General features: G+C 34.9%; 14 protein-coding genes. 7 read left to right on the forward strand and 7 right to left on the reverse strand.

The features are described from left to right. Positions 1–10 precede the first annotated feature (10 nt). The gene (locus ACNFIH_RS22170; protein ID WP_426484839.1) at positions 11–493 is read right to left on the reverse strand and encodes a hypothetical protein; all 483 of its coding nucleotides are present in this window, start codon (positions 491–493) and stop codon (positions 11–13) included. A 532-nt stretch (positions 494–1,025) separates the two neighbouring features. Here ACNFIH_RS22170 and ACNFIH_RS22175 point away from each other — a divergent pair. The 4 genes from ACNFIH_RS22175 (at position 1,026) to ACNFIH_RS22190 (ending at position 9,555) form a co-directional block, all read left to right on the forward strand. Continuing rightward, entirely contained in the window at positions 1,026–1,265 is a 240-nt protein-coding gene (locus ACNFIH_RS22175) for a hypothetical protein (protein ID WP_426484840.1), read from the forward strand. Positions 1,266–1,496: 231 nt separating this feature from the next. Then, positions 1,497–1,886, forward strand: coding sequence for a helix-turn-helix transcriptional regulator (locus ACNFIH_RS22180; protein ID WP_035651265.1), 390 nt, complete (start codon positions 1,497–1,499; stop codon positions 1,884–1,886). Positions 1,887–2,016: 130 nt separating this feature from the next. Continuing rightward, positions 2,017–8,634, forward strand: coding sequence for an HYR domain-containing protein (locus tag ACNFIH_RS22185; protein ID WP_426484841.1), 6,618 nt, complete (start codon positions 2,017–2,019; stop codon positions 8,632–8,634). A gap of 3 nt (positions 8,635–8,637) precedes the next feature. Beyond that, complete coding sequence (locus ACNFIH_RS22190) at positions 8,638–9,555, forward strand: PorP/SprF family type IX secretion system membrane protein (RefSeq protein ID WP_426484842.1); 918 nt, start codon at positions 8,638–8,640, stop codon at positions 9,553–9,555. 200 nt (positions 9,556–9,755) lie between these two features. Here the strand turns inward: ACNFIH_RS22190 and ACNFIH_RS22195 are convergent, their stop codons facing one another. The 4 genes from ACNFIH_RS22195 to ACNFIH_RS22210 all read right to left on the reverse strand — a co-directional run bounded on the left by ACNFIH_RS22195 (position 9,756) and on the right by ACNFIH_RS22210 (position 14,269). Next, complete coding sequence (locus tag ACNFIH_RS22195; protein WP_426484843.1) at positions 9,756–10,397, reverse strand: response regulator; 642 nt, start codon at positions 10,395–10,397, stop codon at positions 9,756–9,758. A gap of 31 nt (positions 10,398–10,428) precedes the next feature. Beyond that, the gene (locus tag ACNFIH_RS22200) at positions 10,429–12,612 is read right to left on the reverse strand and encodes a tetratricopeptide repeat-containing sensor histidine kinase (protein WP_426484844.1); all 2,184 of its coding nucleotides are present in this window, start codon (positions 12,610–12,612) and stop codon (positions 10,429–10,431) included. A 179-nt stretch (positions 12,613–12,791) separates the two neighbouring features. Then, positions 12,792–13,508 carry an AAA family ATPase gene (locus ACNFIH_RS22205; protein WP_426484845.1) on the reverse strand — a complete coding sequence of 239 codons (717 nt, stop codon included), beginning with the start codon at positions 13,506–13,508 and terminating at the stop codon, positions 12,792–12,794. A 29-nt stretch (positions 13,509–13,537) separates the two neighbouring features. After that, positions 13,538–14,269, reverse strand: coding sequence for a YggS family pyridoxal phosphate-dependent enzyme (locus tag ACNFIH_RS22210; RefSeq protein ID WP_426484846.1), 732 nt, complete (start codon positions 14,267–14,269; stop codon positions 13,538–13,540). A 196-nt stretch (positions 14,270–14,465) separates the two neighbouring features. Here ACNFIH_RS22210 and ACNFIH_RS22215 point away from each other — a divergent pair, with 196 nt between their 5' ends. Further along, positions 14,466–14,729 carry a DUF2024 family protein gene (locus tag ACNFIH_RS22215; RefSeq protein WP_426484847.1) on the forward strand — a complete coding sequence of 88 codons (264 nt, stop codon included), beginning with the start codon at positions 14,466–14,468 and terminating at the stop codon, positions 14,727–14,729. Positions 14,730–14,786: 57 nt separating this feature from the next. Here the strand turns inward: ACNFIH_RS22215 and ACNFIH_RS22220 are convergent, their stop codons facing one another. Together ACNFIH_RS22220 and ACNFIH_RS22225 are read right to left on the reverse strand one after the other, a co-directional pair. Continuing rightward, positions 14,787–16,196: a PLP-dependent aminotransferase family protein gene (locus ACNFIH_RS22220; protein ID WP_426484848.1), complete on the reverse strand. Its 1,410-nt coding sequence runs from the start codon at positions 16,194–16,196 to the stop codon at positions 14,787–14,789. Between the two features lie 95 nt (positions 16,197–16,291). After that, positions 16,292–17,185 carry a dienelactone hydrolase family protein gene (locus ACNFIH_RS22225; RefSeq protein ID WP_426484849.1) on the reverse strand — a complete coding sequence of 298 codons (894 nt, stop codon included), beginning with the start codon at positions 17,183–17,185 and terminating at the stop codon, positions 16,292–16,294. Between the two features lie 214 nt (positions 17,186–17,399). Between ACNFIH_RS22225 and ACNFIH_RS22230 the strand changes: the two genes are divergently transcribed. Both ACNFIH_RS22230 and ACNFIH_RS22235 read left to right on the forward strand, forming a co-directional pair. Then, positions 17,400–18,635 carry a PQQ-dependent sugar dehydrogenase gene (locus tag ACNFIH_RS22230; protein ID WP_426484850.1) on the forward strand — a complete coding sequence of 412 codons (1,236 nt, stop codon included), beginning with the start codon at positions 17,400–17,402 and terminating at the stop codon, positions 18,633–18,635. 139 nt (positions 18,636–18,774) lie between these two features. Then, entirely contained in the window at positions 18,775–20,877 is a 2,103-nt protein-coding gene (locus tag ACNFIH_RS22235) for a glycoside hydrolase family 97 protein (RefSeq protein WP_426484851.1), read from the forward strand. Positions 20,878–21,006 lie beyond the last annotated feature (129 nt).

A 21,006-nucleotide genomic window follows, 5' to 3' on the forward strand; every position in this document is an offset into this window, starting at 1 on the left:
ATGTAATTGATTACGCTCTTGGATGATTTTCAGGATAATGTTCTGCATCAAAATCATTTAAATCTTCGGTATCATCGTGGTCTAAGTCGTGATCATTTTCGAAATCTGTATTGCTTTCATAATCCGAATCAGGTTCAAAATCATTTCTTCTTTCATCATTTGTAATGGCATCGTCTTCATTCACTACACGTTCCTGATTTGGAATATTTTCGGCTTTTATAGAATGACTTTCAAAATCTGGAGACAAATGTCTTGGGTCGTCTATAAATTCGTCCTGATATTGATACGGATTTTCATTTCTGGCATAATTATCATTATCAACAAGTGTATTTTGATCAATATAATCGGGATCGCTTTCGCCAAATTCATGATGCTCCTGATTTTTTAAATCTTCTCTAAATTCGTCTTCATTAAAAGAGCCGTTGACGATAATATTTTGTTCGATAAAATCAGGATCGTGCTGATTATAATCGGGGTTGTGATACTTTTCCATAACGCTGTTTTTTAGGTTGCTGTTATCTTTTTCTGGATGCGAATCGGTATTTTACAAATTTACGAACTTAGCTGGCATAAGTTCTTATAGGAATCTTAATTATAGTTGCATAATTAACAGTTGCTTATATTTTTATGGCTAAAAAGAAAATAAAGGCATTTTATAAAAGTATGAGTTATTGTACTGAATTGAAATAGATTATAAGTAATATTTTACATTTTTGTACTGAATTATAACTCTCAGTTATATTCTATAAGAGAGATTGTAAGAAAAAAAAGAAGGTATTGCGTAATATTGCGTTTGAGCTTTTTATTTACAGTAAGAGCTCTGAAAAAAAATCCAAAAATCTTTTTTACCTTCTAATTTTATGTTCCTTACATTTACACAGACTGAAGTCCATTTTTGCTACAATAAAAAGAAATGGCAATATACTTTTGATGAAATAATCGAACTCGGTTTAATTCGAAAAAAAAGAAACTATTTTTTAATAAACGTTTTATTTGTTCTAGTCACAGTTGCAACATATTATTGTATGCTTTTTACAAAAATTGCCGACATGTATTATGTAATTCCGGCACTTTTATCTTTTACAATTCTTATTATTTTACGATTTCAAGATTCGGCAGAATTCGATTATTATGTTTTAGTTCGGGATTGTTATCAAAAAGAAATTATTGTAAAAATTAAAGGAAAAGACAAAAATTATATGAGCAAACAAATTGAAGAATATGTAAATATTCAGTTTGAGCGCATCACAAAGAAAACCGCATAATTTTACAATCTAAAAATGAAAATATCCGGAATTCCCCAGTACGACTTAGCTCTTATCGTTATTGCTGTTGTATACGGGTTTATTATAACTACAAAGAAAAAATAACGATAAAAATTGCTTCATTAACCTACGAATGAAGTAGCTTTAGAACCCATTTTAAATTCGGTTTAGCTGCAATATTAAATTTTAATATTGGGCTGTATTTGCTAAGCCAGATCCCAAATCAAAAATATGGCCACTTCGATTAAAAACAAAATTAAAAGCATACGTGAATTAAAAAATTACACTCAGGAATATATGGCGGAACAACTTGGCGTGACTCAGGCAGGTTATAGTAAAATTGAAAAAGGTAAAACTATTTTATCTTATGTGAAACTGGTCGAGATTGCCCGCATTTTAGAAGTAAGTGTAGAAGATATTTTAAGTTTTGACAGTGAAAGATACTTTAGCAGTTTTAATAAAGTAATAGGAAATAACAACGGAAGTATTTTGATTAATACAGACGAAAATTCAGCGACATTAAAACTTTTGTATGAAGACAAAATCATGCTTCTCGAGAAACTTCTCGCTAAAACAGAAGCCGAGTTAGAGCGTTATAAAGAAAAATTTGGTCCGCTTTAGATTTTAAATAAAAAGATAATTAAAGCAAATAATTCTGCATAGCAAAAATCATTATTTATAATGATGTGAGAAATTTATTCGAATTATAGTTTTGCTCTTTATGAAAAGAGGTAAAACATATAGCAGCAGAATGAAAAATATCACAATTGTTTTCAAAAAAGCAACCAGATTTCCAATTCTTCTTACCGCGTTTTTTGCAGGAATACTAACTGCTTATAGCCAGAATGGTTGTCCGCAAATTCCGATGTCCGCTTTACAGGGATTTAATGGTTTTTCTGTCGAAGGAAAAGCCGCAGCCGATGATTTAGGAAAAAGTGTAAAAAGCGCCGGAGATATCAATAACGATGGAATTGATGACGTAATGATTGGCGCTCCAAATGCAGATTTTGGAGGAAATGCAAATGTTGGAGAAATTTATGTAATTTTTGGAAAAGCCGGACTTTCAATCAGCACTTTTGATGTTACAACTTTAAACGGAACAAATGGATTCGTTATAAGAGGAGTTAATGCAAATGAACGACTTGGGGCAGTAATCAGTGATGCAGGAGATTTGAATAATGACGGTATTGATGATATTATCATAGGAAGTAAAATTGGCAATCAGGCAACTGCTTATGTTTTTTATGGTTCTTCTTCGCCATTTTTACCTCTTTATAACCGAACGGATTTAAACACTTCAAATAGTGCCGCTTTCTTAGTTAATTCTGCTACATATACAGAAATCGTTGATGTAAGCAAAGCAGGCGATATGAACCACGATGGTATCAGCGATGTACTTTTAACAATTGACGGCGGGTTTTATGTTCATTATGTTATCGTTTTTGGAAAAAGCGGACTTACAAATCTAAATACAAACACATTAAACGGTTCCGACGGATTTATAATTGGCGGCTATCATATTTCTTTTTTAGGCACAACTGCAGTGGGCCGAAACGCGGGCGACATCAATAACGATGGAAGAGATGATTTGATTTTTGGTCTTCCGGGATTTAGCGACGGCGGTTATTCAAATAATGGGCGAGCGGTAGTTTGGTTTGGAAAAAGTACGCCCTATGCAGCACTTTATAGTTTAGATACAATGGGCGCTACAGAAGGTTTTGCAATAACCGGAACGGGCGATTATAATTATTTAGGAAGTTCAGTTGCTGGTGTAAAAGATTTTAATGCAGATGGTATTGACGACGTTTTAATAAGCGGATATGGAAAAACGGTTAATGGAGCTGCGCAGGCAGGTGAAGCTATAGTTCTTTTTGGAAGAAGCACAGCATTTCCTGCTATTTTTTCCAACAGTACTTTAAATGCAAGTACGGCTGTAATTTTTCAGGGAAAAAACGCTTATGAATATTTCGGATACAAAGTAAATTCGGTTAGAGATATAAATAATGATGGGAAAAACGATATCATAATTGCCGCCAAAAAAGGCGGACGAGCGAATAATGGTGCCGCGTACGTTGTTTTTGGGGGAACAACAGCGGCAGGCATTATGAGCGGGAATCAAATTACTGGAGCAAAAGGATATCAGGTTTTTAACGATGAAAGTTATTATTCATTTTATAATTTCGGAATTGATGTAAGCGGAATTGGCGATATAAATGCCGATGGAACAAATGATTTTGTCGTTGGAGCAAACGGAACAAATGCAATCTACGGACTTAAAGGAAAAGCCTATATTTTTTATGGAGAAAAAACAGATCGTACAGATGCTGTTCCGCCAGTAATAAATTGCCCTACGGGATTGGAATTGTATGCAAATTCTACACTTCCAAATTACGTTCATAATCTAGGAATCATTTCAGACAATTGTACTGATATTAATGATTTGGTTTTTACTCAAAATCCACCCGAAGGAACTCTTTTTACGGCTGATACAAATGTTACCATAACAATTAAAGATGAATCAGGAAACGTAAATTCATGCACATTTTTAGTAAAACTTAAAACCAATATTCCAGTTTTTGATTGTAAAACGCCTTATCTAAGATATTCCGATTTAGACGGAAAAATAGGTTTTACAGTTTATGGTGAAAAAGCCGCAGGTTCTGCAGGTGCAAGTGTAAATACTGCTGGCGATGTCAATGGTGATGGAATAACCGATTTTATTATCGGCGCACCCGGAACTTACGACAGTACAAGTGGTCAATACGAAAATATATATAGAATACTCAATGGAGCCGGATATGTAGTTTATGGTACAGCAACAGGTTTTCCGCCAAATGTTGACTTGGCTTTATTGAATGGCACAAATGGTTTTATTATCCGAAATGATTTGCCTCAGACTAATTTTCCGGTAACAGGTTATGATGTAAGCGCCGCAGGAGATATAAACGGCGACGGAATTGGAGATTTTATGATCAGTGATCCTTACCGACATACTACTTATGGAAATGAAGTCGGCCACGTTTATGTTGTTTTTGGAAAAGCATCGGGTTTTCCGGCAGAATTCTTTTTGTCTTCTTTAAATGGAACAAACGGATTTGCATTAATTGGAACAACGGGTTATTCGGCAGTTGGAATTAATGTAACGGCGCTTGGAGATATAAACGGCGACGGCATCGACGACTTAGGAACTATAGATAATGGTAGCGGCTGGCAAGCAGGAAATGTTTTCGTGGTTTATGGCTCACATTCGGCTTTTCCAGCTGTTTTGCGTACCAATCAAATTAATGGTACAAACGGTTTTCTTATAAAAGGTGACGCGACGGCAGGAACAACAGGAAGACAAATTTCTGGTCTGGGTGATGTGAATGGCGACGGAATTCCAGATATCGGAATAGGAACGGGAGATGCTTCGCCAGCCATCAGAAAGTATGTTGTTTTTGGACGTTCTTCCAATTTTCCTGCATCTCTAAGCACATCAGATTTAAATGGAACAAACGGATTTATAATTGAGAACTCTGTTGACCCTTTATTTGAAGGTATGGGAATTGACAAAGGAGGCGATATGAATGGAGACGGAATTGGCGATATTTTGATCACCGGAAATTATATTTTATTTGGAAAAAATTCTTTTCCTTCAAAAGTAGATTTAAAAGATCTGAATGGAACAAATGGAACAAAATTTTTAAACAATGGTTTTTCTGAGGTTTTTAGCGGAGGCGGAGATTTTAATAAGGATGGCTTTGATGATTTTCTATACAGATTCGGAAATGGTTTTACGATTTACTACGGAAAAAGTACATGGACTGCGACTGTAGATATTAATACTTTGCCCCTAAAAGAGGGTATAAGTATGAATTCGTTTTATCCCGATGCATTGAATTTTGCCGGCGATATAAATCATGATGGAATTGATGATATTATCGTTGGGCGAGGAATGCATTACTATTCTATACAGCCCAACTATCTGCCTGGTTATGCTTATGTTATTTACGGAAAGAAAATTGAAGACATTGAAAAGCCCGTTATTACAAATTGCCCTGTAAATCAAAATTTGAATATTGGCGATGCAATTCCAGATTATAAAACCACAATAACGGTTACAGATAATTGTGATACAAATCCGTTAATCGAACAAACACCGATTCCTGGAACTATTTACACAGGAGGAACACAAACCATAACTTTAAAAGCAACCGATGCTAAAACTAATTTTGCAATATGCACTTTTTCTATTTCATCTGGTAGCGACATTTTGCCTCCTTCTTTAACTTGTCCTGGAGATCAGCAATTGGCGTGTGGATCTTTGGTCCCAAATTATTTAAATCAGTTAATTGTTTCTGATGATACAGATACAAGTATTGATGTGACGCAATTTCCTGGCGCAGGCTCTACATTTTTTGACGGAATGCAGATTAATTTTACAGCAAAAGATGATGCAGGAAACGAAAGCCATTGCAGTATTACATTAACCGCTTCTGGCGTTGACAATCAACCACCAACTTTCACTTGTCCAACAAATGTAACCCTGAATTGTGGTGATGTAACGCCAAATTATGCGATTGATCCCATGATGAATCTCGCGGATAATTGCAGTGAAACAGTACATTACGAAATGACTCCCGCCGATGGAACACCATTTTATGACGGAATGCCAATTCATATCAAATACACAGATGAATCCGGAAATTCATCCTTCTGCGATTTTATCATACACAATGCAACGCCAGATGTGACAAAACCAGTAATTGCATGCACAGGAAATAAGACTTTGGCTTGTGGAAATGTTTTACCAGATTACAGAAGTTCGGTAACTGCAACAGATAACTGTGTAGGGACGATTACATATACTCAAAATCCAATCGCAGGAACTGCTTTTACAGCAGGAATGACGGTTACAATTACCGCAACAGATGTTTCAGGAAATTATTCTGATTGCAGTTTTATAGTTAACGCTTCCGCAGATGTAACAAAACCGGTCATCACTTGTATTGGAAATCAAACATTGGCTTGCAACAGTACAATTCCAGATTATAGAAATTTAATTTCGGTGACAGATAATTGTGATGCTTCGCCAATATTGACGCAAAATCCAATTGCAGGAAGTGTTTTCACGGCCGGAATGACGGTTACAATTAGAGCAACAGATGTTTCAGGAAATTATTCAGATTGCAGTTTTATAATTAACGCTTCCGCAGATGTTATAAAACCCGTTATTACTTGCATTGGAAATCAAACATTGGCCTGCAAAAGTACAATTCCGGATTATAGAAATTTAATTTCGGTGACAGATAATTGTGATGCTTCGCCAATATTGACGCAAAATCCAGTAGCAGGAAGTCCTTTTACATCAGGAATGACAATTACAATTGCCGCAACAGATGCATCAGGAAATTATTCAGATTGCAGTTTTATAATTAACGCTTCCGCAGATGTCACAAAACCGGTAATCACTTGTATTGGAAATCAAACATTGGCTTGCAACAGTACAATTCCAGATTATAGAAATCTAATTTCGGTGACAGATAATTGTGATGCTTCGCCAATATTGACGCAAAATCCAATTGCAGGAAGTGTTTTCACGGCCGGAATGACGGTTACAATTAGAGCAACAGATGTTTCAGGAAATTATTCCGATTGTAGTTTTATAATCAACGCTTCCGCAGATGTCACAAAACCGGTAATTACTTGCATTGGAAATCAAACATTGACTTGCAACAGCACAATTCCAGATTATAGAAATCTAATTTCGGTTACAGATAATTGTGATGCTTCACCAATATTGACGCAGAATCCAGTTGTAGGAAGCTCTTTTACATCAGGAATGATGGTTACAATTACCGCAACAGATGCATCAGGAAATTATTCCGATTGTAGTTTTATAGTTAACGCTTCCGCAGATGTGACGAAACCGGTAATAACTTGCATTGGAAACCAGACATTGACTTGCAATAGTATAATTCCAGATTATAGAAATTTAATTTTGGTTACAGATAATTGTGATGCTTCACCAATATTGACGCAAAATCCAGTTGCAGGAAGTCCTTTTGCATCAGGAATGACTGTTACAATTACCGCGACAGATGTTTCGGGTAATTATTCAGATTGTAGTTTTATAATTAACGCTTCCGCAGATGTGACAAAGCCCGTTATTACTTGCATTGGCAATCAGGAATTGTCATGTGGAAGTGTAATTCCAGATTATACACCTTTAGTTACAGCGAATGACAATTGTGATGCCGCACCAATAATTACGCAAAGTCCAGCTGCGGGAAGTGTTTTTACATCGGGAATGACCGTAAAATTGACAGCGACTGATATTTCAGGAAATTATGCTGATTGCAGTTTCATTATTAACGCTTCCGCAGATGTTACGGCGCCAGTTATAAGCTGCATTGAAAATCAAAATCTGAATTTTGGAACACCACTTCCAGATTATCGTTCAATGATTATGGTTACGGATAATTGTGATTCAGGTTTGACTGTTTCACAAACGCCAGTTCCCGGAACTGCTATCACAAACGGAATGAGCGTTGTAATGTCAACAGCAGATAATAGCGGAAATTCAAAAAGTTGTTCGTTTATAATCAATGTCGTTGCTGATAATGAAGCACCGGTTTTCACGTGTCTTTCTGATCAAATAGTGCCGTGTAATACTAAAATGATTCCAGATTACACCAAAATGATTACAGTGAAAGACAACTTCGATCCAAATCCTGAGGTAACACAATCACCAACGCCTGGAAGCGCTTTTACAGAAGGAATGATTGTAGAAATAAAAGCGGTAGACAAAAGCTATAATCTTAAAAAATGTTCCTTTAAAGTACAGTCAAATCCTGTAGTGGTTGATGCTGGAGAAGATCAGGAAGTGAATGAAGGAGAACAGGTTAAGCTCGATGCTATGGCATTAGAATCAGGAACTTTTTCGTGGTCGCCTTCAAAAGGATTAAGCAACAGCAAAATTGCAAATCCGTCATTTTTTGCGACAGAAACAACAACTTACACCGTGACGTTTAGAAATCCTTTAGGATGTGAAACTACTGATGAGGTCACAATCGTTGTAAAACCACTCGATAAAGACGAAACTAAATACGGCTTTTCGCCAAATAATGATGGAATAAATGATTTCTGGGAAATTGATGACATCACACAATATCCGCAAAATCAGGTTTTGATTTACAGCCGTTGGGGTGATTTAGTTTTCGAGATGAATAATTACAACAACACCACAAATGTATTTGCCGGAATCGCCAACCGAAGCAGAAAACTAGGAGCCAACGAACTTCCCGAAGGAACTTATTTCTTTGAAATCCGTGTTAATCAGCCTCATCATTTTAAAAAACTCAAGGGTTACCTTGTTTTAAAACGTTAATTCATGAAAAATAAATTGAATGTATTCATTGCATTATTCATCATAATCATTTTTATAGATGGCGCTTACGGTCAGCAAACGCCAGTTTTTTCAAGTTATAATTATAATGCTGTTTTAATCAATCCGGCGCATGCGGGCTATTATTCTGATACAGATATTGTGATGACAACAAATGGTTATTTCAATTCTGTTGATGGAAGTCCGAAAAATTTTGATATTTCGGTAAATACGCTGTCGTGGTCAGAAAAAGTAGGTTTGGCTGCCGGAATATCGCACGATCAGATTGGCGTAACCAATACAACTTCTTTTTTTGGCTCATATTCGTATAAAATCAAATTTGATTCTGACTATAAATACGGAAAATGGTGGGCGTACGATCCTAATGTTATTTCGTTTGGAATCACTGCCGGAGCAATGATTTACAATGAAAACCTAACGCAATTAGGTTTAGAAAATGATCCTGAATTTCAGGAAAATGTAAACAGTTTTACGCCAACTCTTGGACTTGGTTTTCTATATAATAAAGATGCTATTTACTTCGGAGTTTCGGCGCCAAATGTTTTAAGCAGTACTTTCAATTCAAAAAATAATACCAATTTGCAGAATGTGTATTACAGTTATTTTGGCTATCGAATTTTCACAAACCGATTTGAAGAAGTCCTTATAAATCCGAGTTTTTTACTGAAATATGTCGAAGGAGCACCTTTTCAGGCCGATTTCAATCTTTTGGTCAATTATAAAAACAAACTCGAATTTGGAGGCGGATATCGTTCATCGAATACCTTGAATTTTCTGACAGGTTTTCATTTAAACGAAAATTTCAGAATCATTTGCACGTACAATAAATCATTTGAAAATGTTGTGATTCCAGATACGTTCGGACTTGTTTTAAATTATAGGTTTGGAAATGGATTTGAATAGAATTAACTCGTTGAGTGTAATTATTCTAACACATATTCATGAAGACGTATCTTAAGGACAATATTGTCATTTCGACGAAGGAGAAATCACACTAGTATTTCCGTAAAGAATGTCGACAATCTTTGGCGAGTTTCGTGTGTGATTTCTCCTTCGTCGAAATGACAAAACTTTGTGGTTAATAAAAAAATAACAATTAAAAATTAATCTACTAAACCATTTTCAACAGCATATTTCACAAGTCCCGCCGTATTTTTCGCATTCAGTTTTGAGAGTAAATTACGGCGGTGCGTATTTACAGTATTTAGGCTGATAAAAGTTTTTTCGGCAATTTCAGCTGTATTGTATTCATGTGCAATTAAAACTAAAATCTCTTTTTCGCGCGAACTTAATTCGGTTAAAACAGAAACTTGTTTTTCAATTTTTAGATGATTTGCCAAATGTTTTTCTTCTGTTTCTTCCGAAAAATAATTTTCACCCGAAGCGATGCTATGAATGGCTTTTAATAACTCAGATTTCTCAGCATTTTTCAGCAAATAGCCATTTACGCCAATTCTGATTAATCGTGAAATAATTTTGACATTGCTGTGCGTGCTGACAATCAAAATTTTAACTTCCGGAAAATCTTTTTTTAAAATTTTGCTCAGTTCGATTCCGTCCATTTCTGGCATACTGATATCGAGAATAACCAAATCAGGATTTTTGGTTTTGATAATTTCCAACGCTTCAATTCCATTTACAGCCTTTCCAACAATGTTTATTTCAGATTCCTGTTCCAATAAAGAAACAATTCCCTGTAAAAACATGGTGTGATCATCGGCGATAAGCAGGTTAATTTTTTTCATTTTAAGTGGCATTTTGGGATTAAAACCAGTTTTAATTAATAAGCTGATTTTTTATCTGAATTCCCTGAACAGGATTTTTCTTGGCATTTGACTGATCTAAAATCGGAATTTCAATATTCGCAATTGTTCCTCTTTTGAGTTTTGAATCTAAAGCGAAAGCTCCGTTCAGTTTTGCAATTCTGGTTTCTAAGTTAATAAATCCGATGCCTCGGGAGTAATTTTCGGTATTAAATCCAACGCCATTATCTTCAAATAAAATATTCAACGAATTGTCGATGAGGTTGAATTGCAACTCAACAGTTGAGGCTTTTGCATGTTTTATGGTATTGGTCAAAAGTTCCTGAACAATTTTAAAAGTTTCAATCTGAATCGTTTCATCCATCACATTTATTTCTGTTTTTGGATAAGTGGTAAACGAAATTTTAATTTTGCTGGCTTCGCTGATGTTCTTCAGATACGATTCTAAAACTTCACAAAATTTATGATTGCTGAATTTCTTCGGAATCAGATTATGCGCCAAATTTCGAACCTGTTGATACGTTTCATCGAGTTGTGTGTTGAGGTTTTCAACATTGGATAAATTTGATTTATTTAGGTTGTTCAGCTGTAGTTTTATGGCAGCCAGATTACCGCCAATACTATCATGAAGTTCCTGCGAAATACGTTCACGTTCTTTATCCTGTCCGCTTATTGAAGCTTTTATCAATTTCAATTCCTGATCTTTCAAAATCCCGTTAATTCTTTGTGTGCTGATTTCAATTTGTTTGGCATTCAGCAAACGCTGGTTTTTCAGGCGATTTCGGTATTGAAACGAAAGTCCGGCAATCGGAATTAAAATAATCAGAAAAGCTAAAATAGTAAACGCTCTGTTTTTCTTTTGTTGCGAAATTTCAAGCGTTTTTAATTGTTGGTCTTTTTTTAGAAGCTTAATTTCATTTCGTTTTTTATCGGCCGAATTTTGAAAACCCAAAATCGTATTTTCATTTATTTTCTTCGTAATTTCTTCCCGAAGTCCCATGTTTTTTATCGCTTCCGCCTGATTAGCCAAACTCAGTTTTTTAGTTTCATTTTCAAACTCCAGCTGTTTTATTGCTTTCTCTTTTTCAGAAGTATTGTACTTGATTTCGAGTTCGCTGATTTCTTTTATTTTCTGAAGTTTATTAATGGAGTCTTTAATCTGATTTGATTTTCCCAGATAATTATAAGCATTTTTATAATCGTCCTGCAGAACGGCAATTTTTCGAAGTTCATCATAAAAATGAACCTGATCTTGCAGGAAACCAAATTGAACTGCTTTCTGAATTCCTTCAGAAAAAATGAGTTTGGCTTCGTTGTATTTTTTTTGATCAATATAAATATCGGCAACATTTCCGCGTGCAATCACCTCAATCTGATTTAGTTCACCTTTATCAGCTATCACAACTGCTTCCTGATACATTTTCAAAGCTTCGTCAATTTTGTGTTGTAGCTGATAATTTGCTCCAAGTCCAAGTAAAATGATAGCTTTTCCTTGATTATTATTGGTTTTTTCGCAGAGTATTTTTCCTTTTTTATAATAAGAATTAGCATTGTCGTATTCCTTCATTTCCGAATAAATATCGCCAATGTTTATACAACTTCCCAGAATAATTTCTTCATCTTCTTTGTATTCAAGACATTTTTTAAAAAGTTCGAGTGCTTTTTTGTAATCGCCTAAATCAGCATACGTCTTTGCCAAACCGTGTGTGTGCGTGTAATAAAGGTTTTTCTCGTTGTATTTTTGAGAAACTTCAATTCCTTTAATGTGCCACTTTTTGCTTTCTTCGAATAAACCGCGTTTTTTGTAATTGATGGCCATTAAATTATAACTCAAACCATAAAGCCTGTTTTTGAGCGAGTCATTGACGGTTGTATTGAATTTTAAAGCTTGTCTGGTATAATAAAGTGAAGAATCTACAAGCGCTCTTTTGTTAAAATAATAAGCCAAAAGCAAATCTGCCGAAGCAATGGATCGGTTGCTGGGAGATGATTTTAATAGTGAATGTGCTTTGAAATACGCTTTTTTTTCGTCGCCTTTGTTGTATAAAGCATAAAGGGCTTTAATGTTTTTTTCTTCAGGACTTAAGGCAGTATTTTTATGCACGAGCGTTTTCTTTCCGTTTTCAAGCTGAGCCAGCGCAGAAAAAGAAAAGAACAAGAACATCCAGAAATGAAGTCTTTTAAAATAAACTGCCATAATCTTAATTTGAGCTCTAAAAAATAGAGCAGGGTTAAAGTCTTGTAAATTTGGGATTTATAAGAAATTACAAAATTTTAATTAGCGCTTAAAAGTACTACAAAAGGATTAAAAAAGACTTGATTTTAATTCAATTTTTTGGGTTAAATTGTGATATAATTTCTGTAAAACAGAAAAGTTTAGAATTGTTTCTGCAAAACTTCTAATTCGGCTATAATCAATCCTTTAATTGTGGTGTTCACGTAATCTTTCACTTCGGCATATGAAATATGATATTTTCTTTTAATATCTTGAAAATGAATAGGGAATGGGTTCAGGATTTTATCATAGTAAAGGTCTAATTGACTTTCATTTGGCATTTCAAAATTCAGTTTAATTTGAAAGCGTCGCGATAAGGCAGTATCAATACTATTATAAAAATTTGTAGCACAAATAAGCAGGCAATTTGCTGGAAAATAATCTATTAACTGAATAATAGTATTGACAAGACGTTTCATTTCGGCAACATCTTTGTCATCGTTTTCACGACTTTTGGCAATTTGGTCAAATTCATCTAAAAACAAAACGGCGTTTTCGCGAGCCGCTTTATCAAAAAGGGCTTTTACATTTTTAGACGTTTCACCAATTCTTGCATTTATAATCGTACTGAGATTTACAATAATAATTTCTTTGTTCAAAGCGGTTGCAATGGCTTTTGCAGTAGTAGTTTTGCCACAACCAGAATGTCCGTGAAGCAAAATTTTATTGTCAACCTGAAGATTGTATTTTTTCAGCTCATTGATATAACGATGCTCTTTTATAGTCTGTTCTAAAACGATTTTATTTTCAGGACTGAAAAACAAATCCTGAATCGCAATTTTTTCGGTATCGTTTACGGTAAGCTCGTACAGATTCATTTGAATTTTATTTGGTGCAAAATTAAAGTTTATTCTGGAATATTTTCGTTCCAAATTTCTTTGCCTAAAAACCGATTTCCAAAGATAGAAGTTCCAATTCTGACCAAATTTGAACCTTCGGCTATTGCCAATTCTAAATCCTGAGACATTCCCATTGAAAGTTTTAAATCCTTGATTCCATGAATTTCGGCAGCATAAATTTCATCTCTTATTTCTCTCAATAATCGGAGGGATGGTCTCATTTTTTCTTTTTCAACATCTAATAAACCAATGGTCATTAAACCTTTTATATTTAATGTATCAAACTGTTTTATTTTGGTTATAAAAGGAATCACTTCAGATGGAGGAAGACCAAATTTGCTTTCTTCAAAAGAAGTATTGACCTGAACATAAATATCAAGATTTCTGCCTTCCTTTTGCAATTGTTTGTGCAATTCTTCAGCGAGATTGAGGCGGTCAATGGATTGAATACAAGTGGAATATTTTAAAACATCTTTGATTTTATTGGTTTGTAAATGTCCAATAAAATGACGTTCAATATTGAGATTTTTTAAATCAGAATCTTTATCGCGAAGTTCCTGCATTTTGTTTTCGCCAATCAGAGTTTCGCCAGCTTCAATCGCAATCTTGATTTTTTCTGCCGAAACGGTTTTGGTCGCCAATAAAAGTTTCACATCCGCCGAATTTCTGCCGGAAAGTTTGCAGGCATTTTCGATACGGTTGTGAACCTGTTTCAAATTAAAAATAATATCCTCTTTCATAATACAAAATTACGCTTATCTGGATGGTGAATAAGATCCAGTTTTGATTATTTGAAATAGTCCAGTTTTAGATGTGATTTTGAGCTGGACCAGTAATCTCATATAATTCAAAAAACTGGATGAGTTGCAAAATTGAAAGCCGTAATAAATTTGCAGTACTAAAAAGTATTATAAAAATAGTTTAAAATATACAATTATGAAAGTAGCAGTATGGGATACTTATGTAACCCGAAAAGATGGTAAAATTATGCATTTTGATATTTTGGTTGATGAAAATACAGATGATGCGAATCAGGTTTTTGAGTTTGGAAGAACCTATCTTAAATCAGTTGCGCAGGAAGGACAACCTTTAACTTCAAAAGAATGTAATTTTTGCCATATTGATAAAGCTCCAATTGAAATTGAAAATCAGATTAGAGAAAATGGTTTTTCTATTATTGAAATGAAAAACTGCAATTAACTAATTTTAAAGGTATAAAGACTGAAAATTTGGGGATTTCAGTCTTTATGCTATTATTTATAAAAGTTTTGAAAGCGCGATAACGCCTTCTTCCATTTGTTTTTCAGTAAGTGAGGCGTAACCAAGCCTTAAACCGGAAACAGGACTTTTAAAACTGAATTTTTCGGGACTCATTATTTTAATTCCTTTGCTCAGTAAATTTTCACAAACGGCCTGTAGATCAATTTCTGATTTTGGAACAATCCAAAAAGCCAGTCCACCTTCCGGTTTTATATAGATAATTTTATCTTCAAGATATTGCTGGCAAAGTTTTTCAAAGTGATCTCTTTTAGATTTATATATGAGGTTTGCTTTTTTAAGATGTCGTTTTATCTGACCTTCATTAATGAGATTTAAAACAGCTTCTTCCATTATATTATCGCCTTGAACATCAATTATTTTTCGGTGTTTTACCACTTTTTCGATGTTTGCAACAGAAGTAGCCAAATAACCAATGCGCAGTGCTGGCGCGACAATTTTGCTCAGTGTACCAATATAAATGAAATTTTGAACGTTACTGTAACTTGAAATAGGCAGAATAGGGCGTTGTCCAAAATGAAATTCATTATCATAATCATCTTCTATGATTGTAAAACCGTATTTGTTAGATAATTCGACAAGCTTTAATCTTTTTTTCAGACTCATGGTAACAGTAGTAGGAAACTGGTGATGAGGCGTTACGTAAATTGCTTTTATTGTCTTGTATTTTTTCAGATAGTTTTCTACTTCATCAATTGCAAGACCGTCATTTTCGACATTTAGAGGGAGTAAAGTGGCGCCTGCATTTTCAAAAGTTTCCCAAGCAGGTTTGTAGCCCGGATTTTCGACCATAACAAAATCTCCTTTTGAAAAAAGACAATGCGAAGCCAGATACATTGCCATTTGACTGCCTCGTGTTATACAAATTTGATCGGATGAAATGTTGAGTCCTCTTTTAAAATTCAGCATTTGAACAATTGCTTTCCGAAATTCAATGTCACCAAGTTCATTGCTGTAACCCATTATTTGCCAGCGTGATTTTCTGTTGAATATTTCTCTGTAAGCACGCGCCAAATCATTCATGGGAGCTAGACGACTATCTGGTAGTCCGTCGTCAAAAACAAGGTGAGGTTTTAATTCCTCTTTGTTTATTTCCGCTTTTTTTTCAAGTTTTGGTGAGATGATACTGGTTTGCATTTCTGCAATAAAAGTACCTTTTCTGTCTATTGCAATAAGCCAGCCTTCGGCAATCAAAACATCCAAAGCTTCGACAACGGTATTTCGATTTACGTTCAGTAATTCAGCAAGTTTCCGACTTCCAGGAAGAGCGTTGCCAGCAGTTAAGTTTCCAGATTGTACGGTTCTTATAATCGCATCAGCAATTTGCAGATAAAGTGCTTTATCTGATTTTTTGTCTAATTGAATTTCAAATTGCCAAGGGCGTAACATCTGGACTAGCTTTTTTGATTAAAAATTGATTAAAAAGGTAGTCCAAATTTACAATATTTTAAAGTTGAAATTCAGAATATTTAGGTATTAACAATTTACTTTTTTTTCAGTTTCAATTTAAAAAAGTCAATCGTTCTTGTCCATGATAATGTCGCTGCTTTTTCATCATATCTTGGCGTTGTATTGTTGTGAAATCCATGATTTACACCTTCATAAAAGTAAGCAGTATGTTCTACTTTATTTTTGTTGAGAATTGCTTCAAAAGCCGGCCAGCCTTCATTTACGCGTGTATCAAGACCTGCATAATGTAACATTAATGGGGTTTTGACTTTTTCTGCTTCTTCGGCAGTTGGTTGTCCGCCATAATACGGCACCGCGGCCGATAAAGTTGGTATTTTTACCGCCATCATATTGGCAATCCAGCCACCAAAACAAAATCCTACAACGCCAATATAACCATTGCAATCCTTATGCGATTTTAAATATTCATACGCAGCAATAAAATCCTCCAGCATTTCTTCGCGAGTACGTTTCTTTTGCAATTCTCTTCCGGCATCGTCATTGCCTGGATAACCACCTAAAGGTGATAATGCGTCAGGTGCCAGCGTAATGAAACCTTCAATTGCAGCTCTTCGTCCAACATCTTCTATATAAGGATTTAAGCCTCGATTTTCATGAACGACAATTATTCCAGGTAGTTTCTTTTTAGTTTCTGTTGGCTGTGATAAAAGCCCTTTTATGCTTCCGCCTCCTTTTGGAGAATCATAATTGATATAACCGGTTTTTAATCTTGGATCTGTAGGCTGAATTAAAATGCTGTCAACATAATTGGGTGTCATAAAACTTAAAAGCGACGGAAGTGTCAGTGTTCCAACTGCAAAAATGGATAGTTTCTCAATAAATATTCGGCGGTCAATTTTATTGTGAGCATAATCATCGTATAAATCGAATACTTCCTGACTGATATCTTCTTTGGTTAGTTTCTTCATAGCTTTTAATTTTTAAAACTAATTTAGGAAATAAAAGCGTTACTTTTAAATATGATTTTAATTCTATCTTTTAAAATACAATACATATTTTCAACGTTATAGAATATAATTCTGCAATTTCTGATAGAAATTATGTAAAGCAAACCGATTCTTATTTTAGAAATTTGGATAACATTACCCAAAACTGTTTTTTAATTTTAAATAATCAAATAAGATGAAAAAGATAACCTGCTCACTTGCGCTTTCTCTAATATTTTTTATGTCGTTAAGCTGCTCTAGTTGTTCTAATGATAAAGATAATCCTGTAGATCCGGGAACTGCTACAGATCCAGTAGAAACAAATGCTCCTAATAGTGCTTATACGCCTGCATTTGCTGGACAAACGAGAATTGGCGGAATTAAAACCAATACCAGCTACGAAGGCGTTGTGGTAACAAGTGCATTGGCAAGTCCGTGGGGCGTAAAAATGCTTCCTGACGGCCGACTTTTAATTACGGAAAAAGCAGGACAAATGCGCCTTGTAACAACCGCAGGTGTTGTTAGCAGTCCAATTACCGGACTTCCTGCCGTTAATGCTTCGGGCCAAGGAGGTTTGCTAGGTTTATGTCTTGATCCTGATTTTGCATCAAATAAAATGATTTATTGGGTTTATTCTGAATCGACCACAGGTGGCAATAATACGGCTGTAGCCAAAGGAAAACTCTCTACTGATGAAAAAACAATTGAAGGAGTAACGGTAATTTATCGTGCAAAACCTGCAAATCCAAGTAATCTTCATTATGGAGGAAGAATTCTTTTTGATAAAACAGGAAATCTTGTTGTGAGTACGGGTGAACGTTCCGTTTTAGAAACTCGTCCTTTGGCACAATCTGTTTCTTCTGGCCTTGGAAAAGTTGTACGATTAACGAAAGAAGGTCAGGCTGCTTCTGGAAATCCTGTTTTTACCGGAACCGGAGCTTTACCGGAATTATATAGTATCGGACATAGAAATCCACAGGGATTGGCGCTTCATCCAGTCACAGGAGAAATTTGGGAAAGCGAACATGGGCCTCGAGGCGGTGACGAAATTAATAGATTAAAAGCTGGCGCAAATTTTGGGTGGCCAACGATCACATACGGAATTGAATACAGCGGTGAAAAAGTAGGAGCCGGAATCCAGCAACAAAGCGGAATGGAGCAGCCTGTTTATTATTGGGATCCTGTTGTTTCTCCAAGCGGAATGACATTTTATACAGGCAATCGTGTTCCAGAATGGGAAAACAATTTATTTATAGGAGCTTTAAGCGGTATGCACATTGTTAGACTTGCAATTGAAAATAACAAAGTTGTTGGAGAAGAGCGATTATTGGCTTCAGAAGGTCAACGTTTCAGAGATATTACACAAGGAAATGATGGTGCGCTTTATGCGGTAACGGATCAAGGCCGACTCTATAAAATTGACAAGAAATAAAAACTAAAAACGCTGTTGAGAATAAAAAATCAGCAGCGTTTTTTAATCCAAAATCTTTTTTTTGAAATAAAGTATTTGAGTTTTATAAATTTTATTACTTTTACTAAATCGATTTAGGAATATTTTTATTATACTTTACATGAAGAAGATATTATTTAGTTGTCTGTTTATTTTTGTTTTACACCTATTTACAAATGCACAAGAATTAAAATCACCTGATGGAAATTTGAGGCTGGAATTTCATTTAGATTCAGCTGGAAGTCCTGTTTATTCTTTGAATTTTAAGGAAAAAGAAGTGTTGAAGAAAAGTAAAATGGGATTTATTCTGAAATCAGATATTTTGCTAAATAAAGATTTTAAGATTACTGATACTCAATTTCAGTCGGAAAATAGTGTTTGGCAACCCGTTCTGGGAGAACAAAAAGAAATCAAAAACAATTATAATGAAATGAAAGTTTCGTTAGAGCAGGAAAAAAGCAAAAGAAAGCTGATAGTATGTTTTCGTTTGTTTAATGACGGATTAGGTTTTCGTTATGAATTTCCTGTTCAGGAAAATTTGCGACATTTTATAATTCAGGAAGAAACAACCGAATTTAATCTAACTGGAGATCATAAACTTTTCTGGATTCCGGGCGATTATGACACAAACGAATACAGTTATACGACTTCAAAAATATCTGAAATGCAGGCTTTAGTTTATGATGCTGTGCATGTACCGTTAGCCGCACAGAGTACGATTAAAAATTTAGCTACACAGACACCGCTGATGATGAAGACGAATGAGGGACTTTATATTAATATTCACGAAGCAGCTTTAAAAAATTATCCGGCAATGTGCCTGAATGTAAACGATAAAACTTTTTCATTGAGTTCACATCTTGTTCCCGATGCAGTGGGCAATAAAGGATATATCCAGACCGGAAGTTTTACACCTTGGAGAACAATTGTAGTCAGTGACGATGCCCGCAATATATTGGCTTCAAAAATGATATTAAATCTTAATGAGCCTTGTAAATATGAAGATGTTTCGTGGATTAAACCCGTAAAATATATTGGTGTTTGGTGGGAATATTTTACAGGAGGCGGATCGACTTGGGCCTATTCTGATAATCAGGATGTCGTAATTGGCAAGACTGATTTTTCTAAATTAAAACCAAATAATACGCACGGAGCAAATACGAAACATGTTAAAGAATATATTGATTTTGCTTCTTCAAATGGTTTTGATGCTGTTTTGGTTGAAGGATGGAACGAAGGCTGGGAGGATAATACAGCTTTTAAAAAAGAACATATTTACAGTTTTACAAAAGCCTATCCAGATTTTGATGTAAAAGAACTAAGCGAATATGCAAAGCAAAAAAAGGTAAAAATCATTATGCATCATGAAACGACATCTTCTGCTTCAGAATATGAAAGACAATTAAATGCTGCTTTGAATTTTATGACTGCCAATAATTATAATGCTGTAAAAACAGGATATGTTGGTCCAATTATTCCGAGAGGCGAACATCATGATGGACAGCAAATGGTGAATCATTATACTTATGTAGCAACTGAAGCAGCAAAACATAAAATTATGGTAGATTCACATGAAGCGGTTCGTCCAACGGGTTTGCACAGAACCTATCCAAACTGGTTTGCTCAAGAATCGGCACGTGGTACTGAATTTGAATCGATGGAAGGAATTCATCCTGATCACACTACAATTTTGCCATTTACAAGATTAATGGGTGGGCCCATGGATTATACGCCGGGAATTTTTCAAGGCGATTTATCAGTTTACGGATCTAAGAAAAATAAATTGAGTACAACACTTGCGAAACAATTGGCATTGTATGTAACAATGTACAGTCCGTTGCAAATGGCAGCCGATTTGCCTGAAAATTATATCCGATTTAAAGATGCTTTTCAGTTTATTAAAGACGTTGCTTTAGATTGGGATGAAACCTATATTCTGGAAGCAGAACCTGGAGATTTTATAACTATTGCAAGAAAAACAAAAGGAAAACAAGAATGGTTTGTGGGAGGTATTACAGATGAAAATTCACGTACAGCTTTGATCGATTTTAGTTTTCTTCCAGCAGGAAAATCATTTACAGCCACTATTTATGAAGATGGCAAGACAGCTGATTATAAAACAAATCCGCAGTCGTATAACATTCGAAAAATAACCGTAAATAATAAAAGTAAATTGAAACAAAAATTGGCTTCGAGCGGGGGAGTGGCAATTTCGATAAAATAAAATGTGAAATAATAAAATTTGAAATGATACGCGGATGATACGGATTCGCTATCGCGAAGACACGGATGAACACTTATTTTTCTTTCTTAGATTAAAATAAATCCGTTTTATCAGCGTCTTTCCGAAAGG

It is taken from the genome of Flavobacterium sp. 2 (assembly GCF_049949195.1).
In the GTDB taxonomy this organism is placed as follows: Bacteria; Bacteroidota; Bacteroidia; order Flavobacteriales; family Flavobacteriaceae; genus Flavobacterium.

Bases quoted from the DNA above. Each gene is read 5' to 3' on its own strand.
- ACNFIH_RS22210 (WP_426484846.1), bottom strand. From the start codon at position 14,269: ATGAAAGAGGATATTATTTTTAATTTGAAACAGGTTCACAACCGTATC.
- ACNFIH_RS22220 (WP_426484848.1), bottom strand. From the start codon at position 16,196: ATGTTACGCCCTTGGCAATTTGAAATTCAATTAGACAAAAAATCAGAT.
- ACNFIH_RS22205 (WP_426484845.1), bottom strand. From the start codon at position 13,508: ATGAATCTGTACGAGCTTACCGTAAACGATACCGAAAAAATTGCGATT.
- ACNFIH_RS22225 (WP_426484849.1), bottom strand. From the start codon at position 17,185: ATGAAGAAACTAACCAAAGAAGATATCAGTCAGGAAGTATTCGATTTA.
- ACNFIH_RS22195 (WP_426484843.1), bottom strand. From the start codon at position 10,397: ATGAAAAAAATTAACCTGCTTATCGCCGATGATCACACCATGTTTTTA.
- ACNFIH_RS22235 (WP_426484851.1), top strand. From the start codon at position 18,775: ATGAAGAAGATATTATTTAGTTGTCTGTTTATTTTTGTTTTACACCTA.
- ACNFIH_RS22230 (WP_426484850.1), top strand. From the start codon at position 17,400: ATGAAAAAGATAACCTGCTCACTTGCGCTTTCTCTAATATTTTTTATG.
- ACNFIH_RS22185 (WP_426484841.1), top strand. From the start codon at position 2,017: ATGAAAAATATCACAATTGTTTTCAAAAAAGCAACCAGATTTCCAATT.
- ACNFIH_RS22170 (WP_426484839.1), bottom strand. From the start codon at position 493: ATGGAAAAGTATCACAACCCCGATTATAATCAGCACGATCCTGATTTT.
- ACNFIH_RS22180 (WP_035651265.1), top strand. From the start codon at position 1,497: ATGGCCACTTCGATTAAAAACAAAATTAAAAGCATACGTGAATTAAAA.
- ACNFIH_RS22190 (WP_426484842.1), top strand. From the start codon at position 8,638: ATGAAAAATAAATTGAATGTATTCATTGCATTATTCATCATAATCATT.
- ACNFIH_RS22200 (WP_426484844.1), bottom strand. From the start codon at position 12,612: ATGGCAGTTTATTTTAAAAGACTTCATTTCTGGATGTTCTTGTTCTTT.
- ACNFIH_RS22215 (WP_426484847.1), top strand. From the start codon at position 14,466: ATGAAAGTAGCAGTATGGGATACTTATGTAACCCGAAAAGATGGTAAA.
- ACNFIH_RS22175 (WP_426484840.1), top strand. From the start codon at position 1,026: ATGCTTTTTACAAAAATTGCCGACATGTATTATGTAATTCCGGCACTT.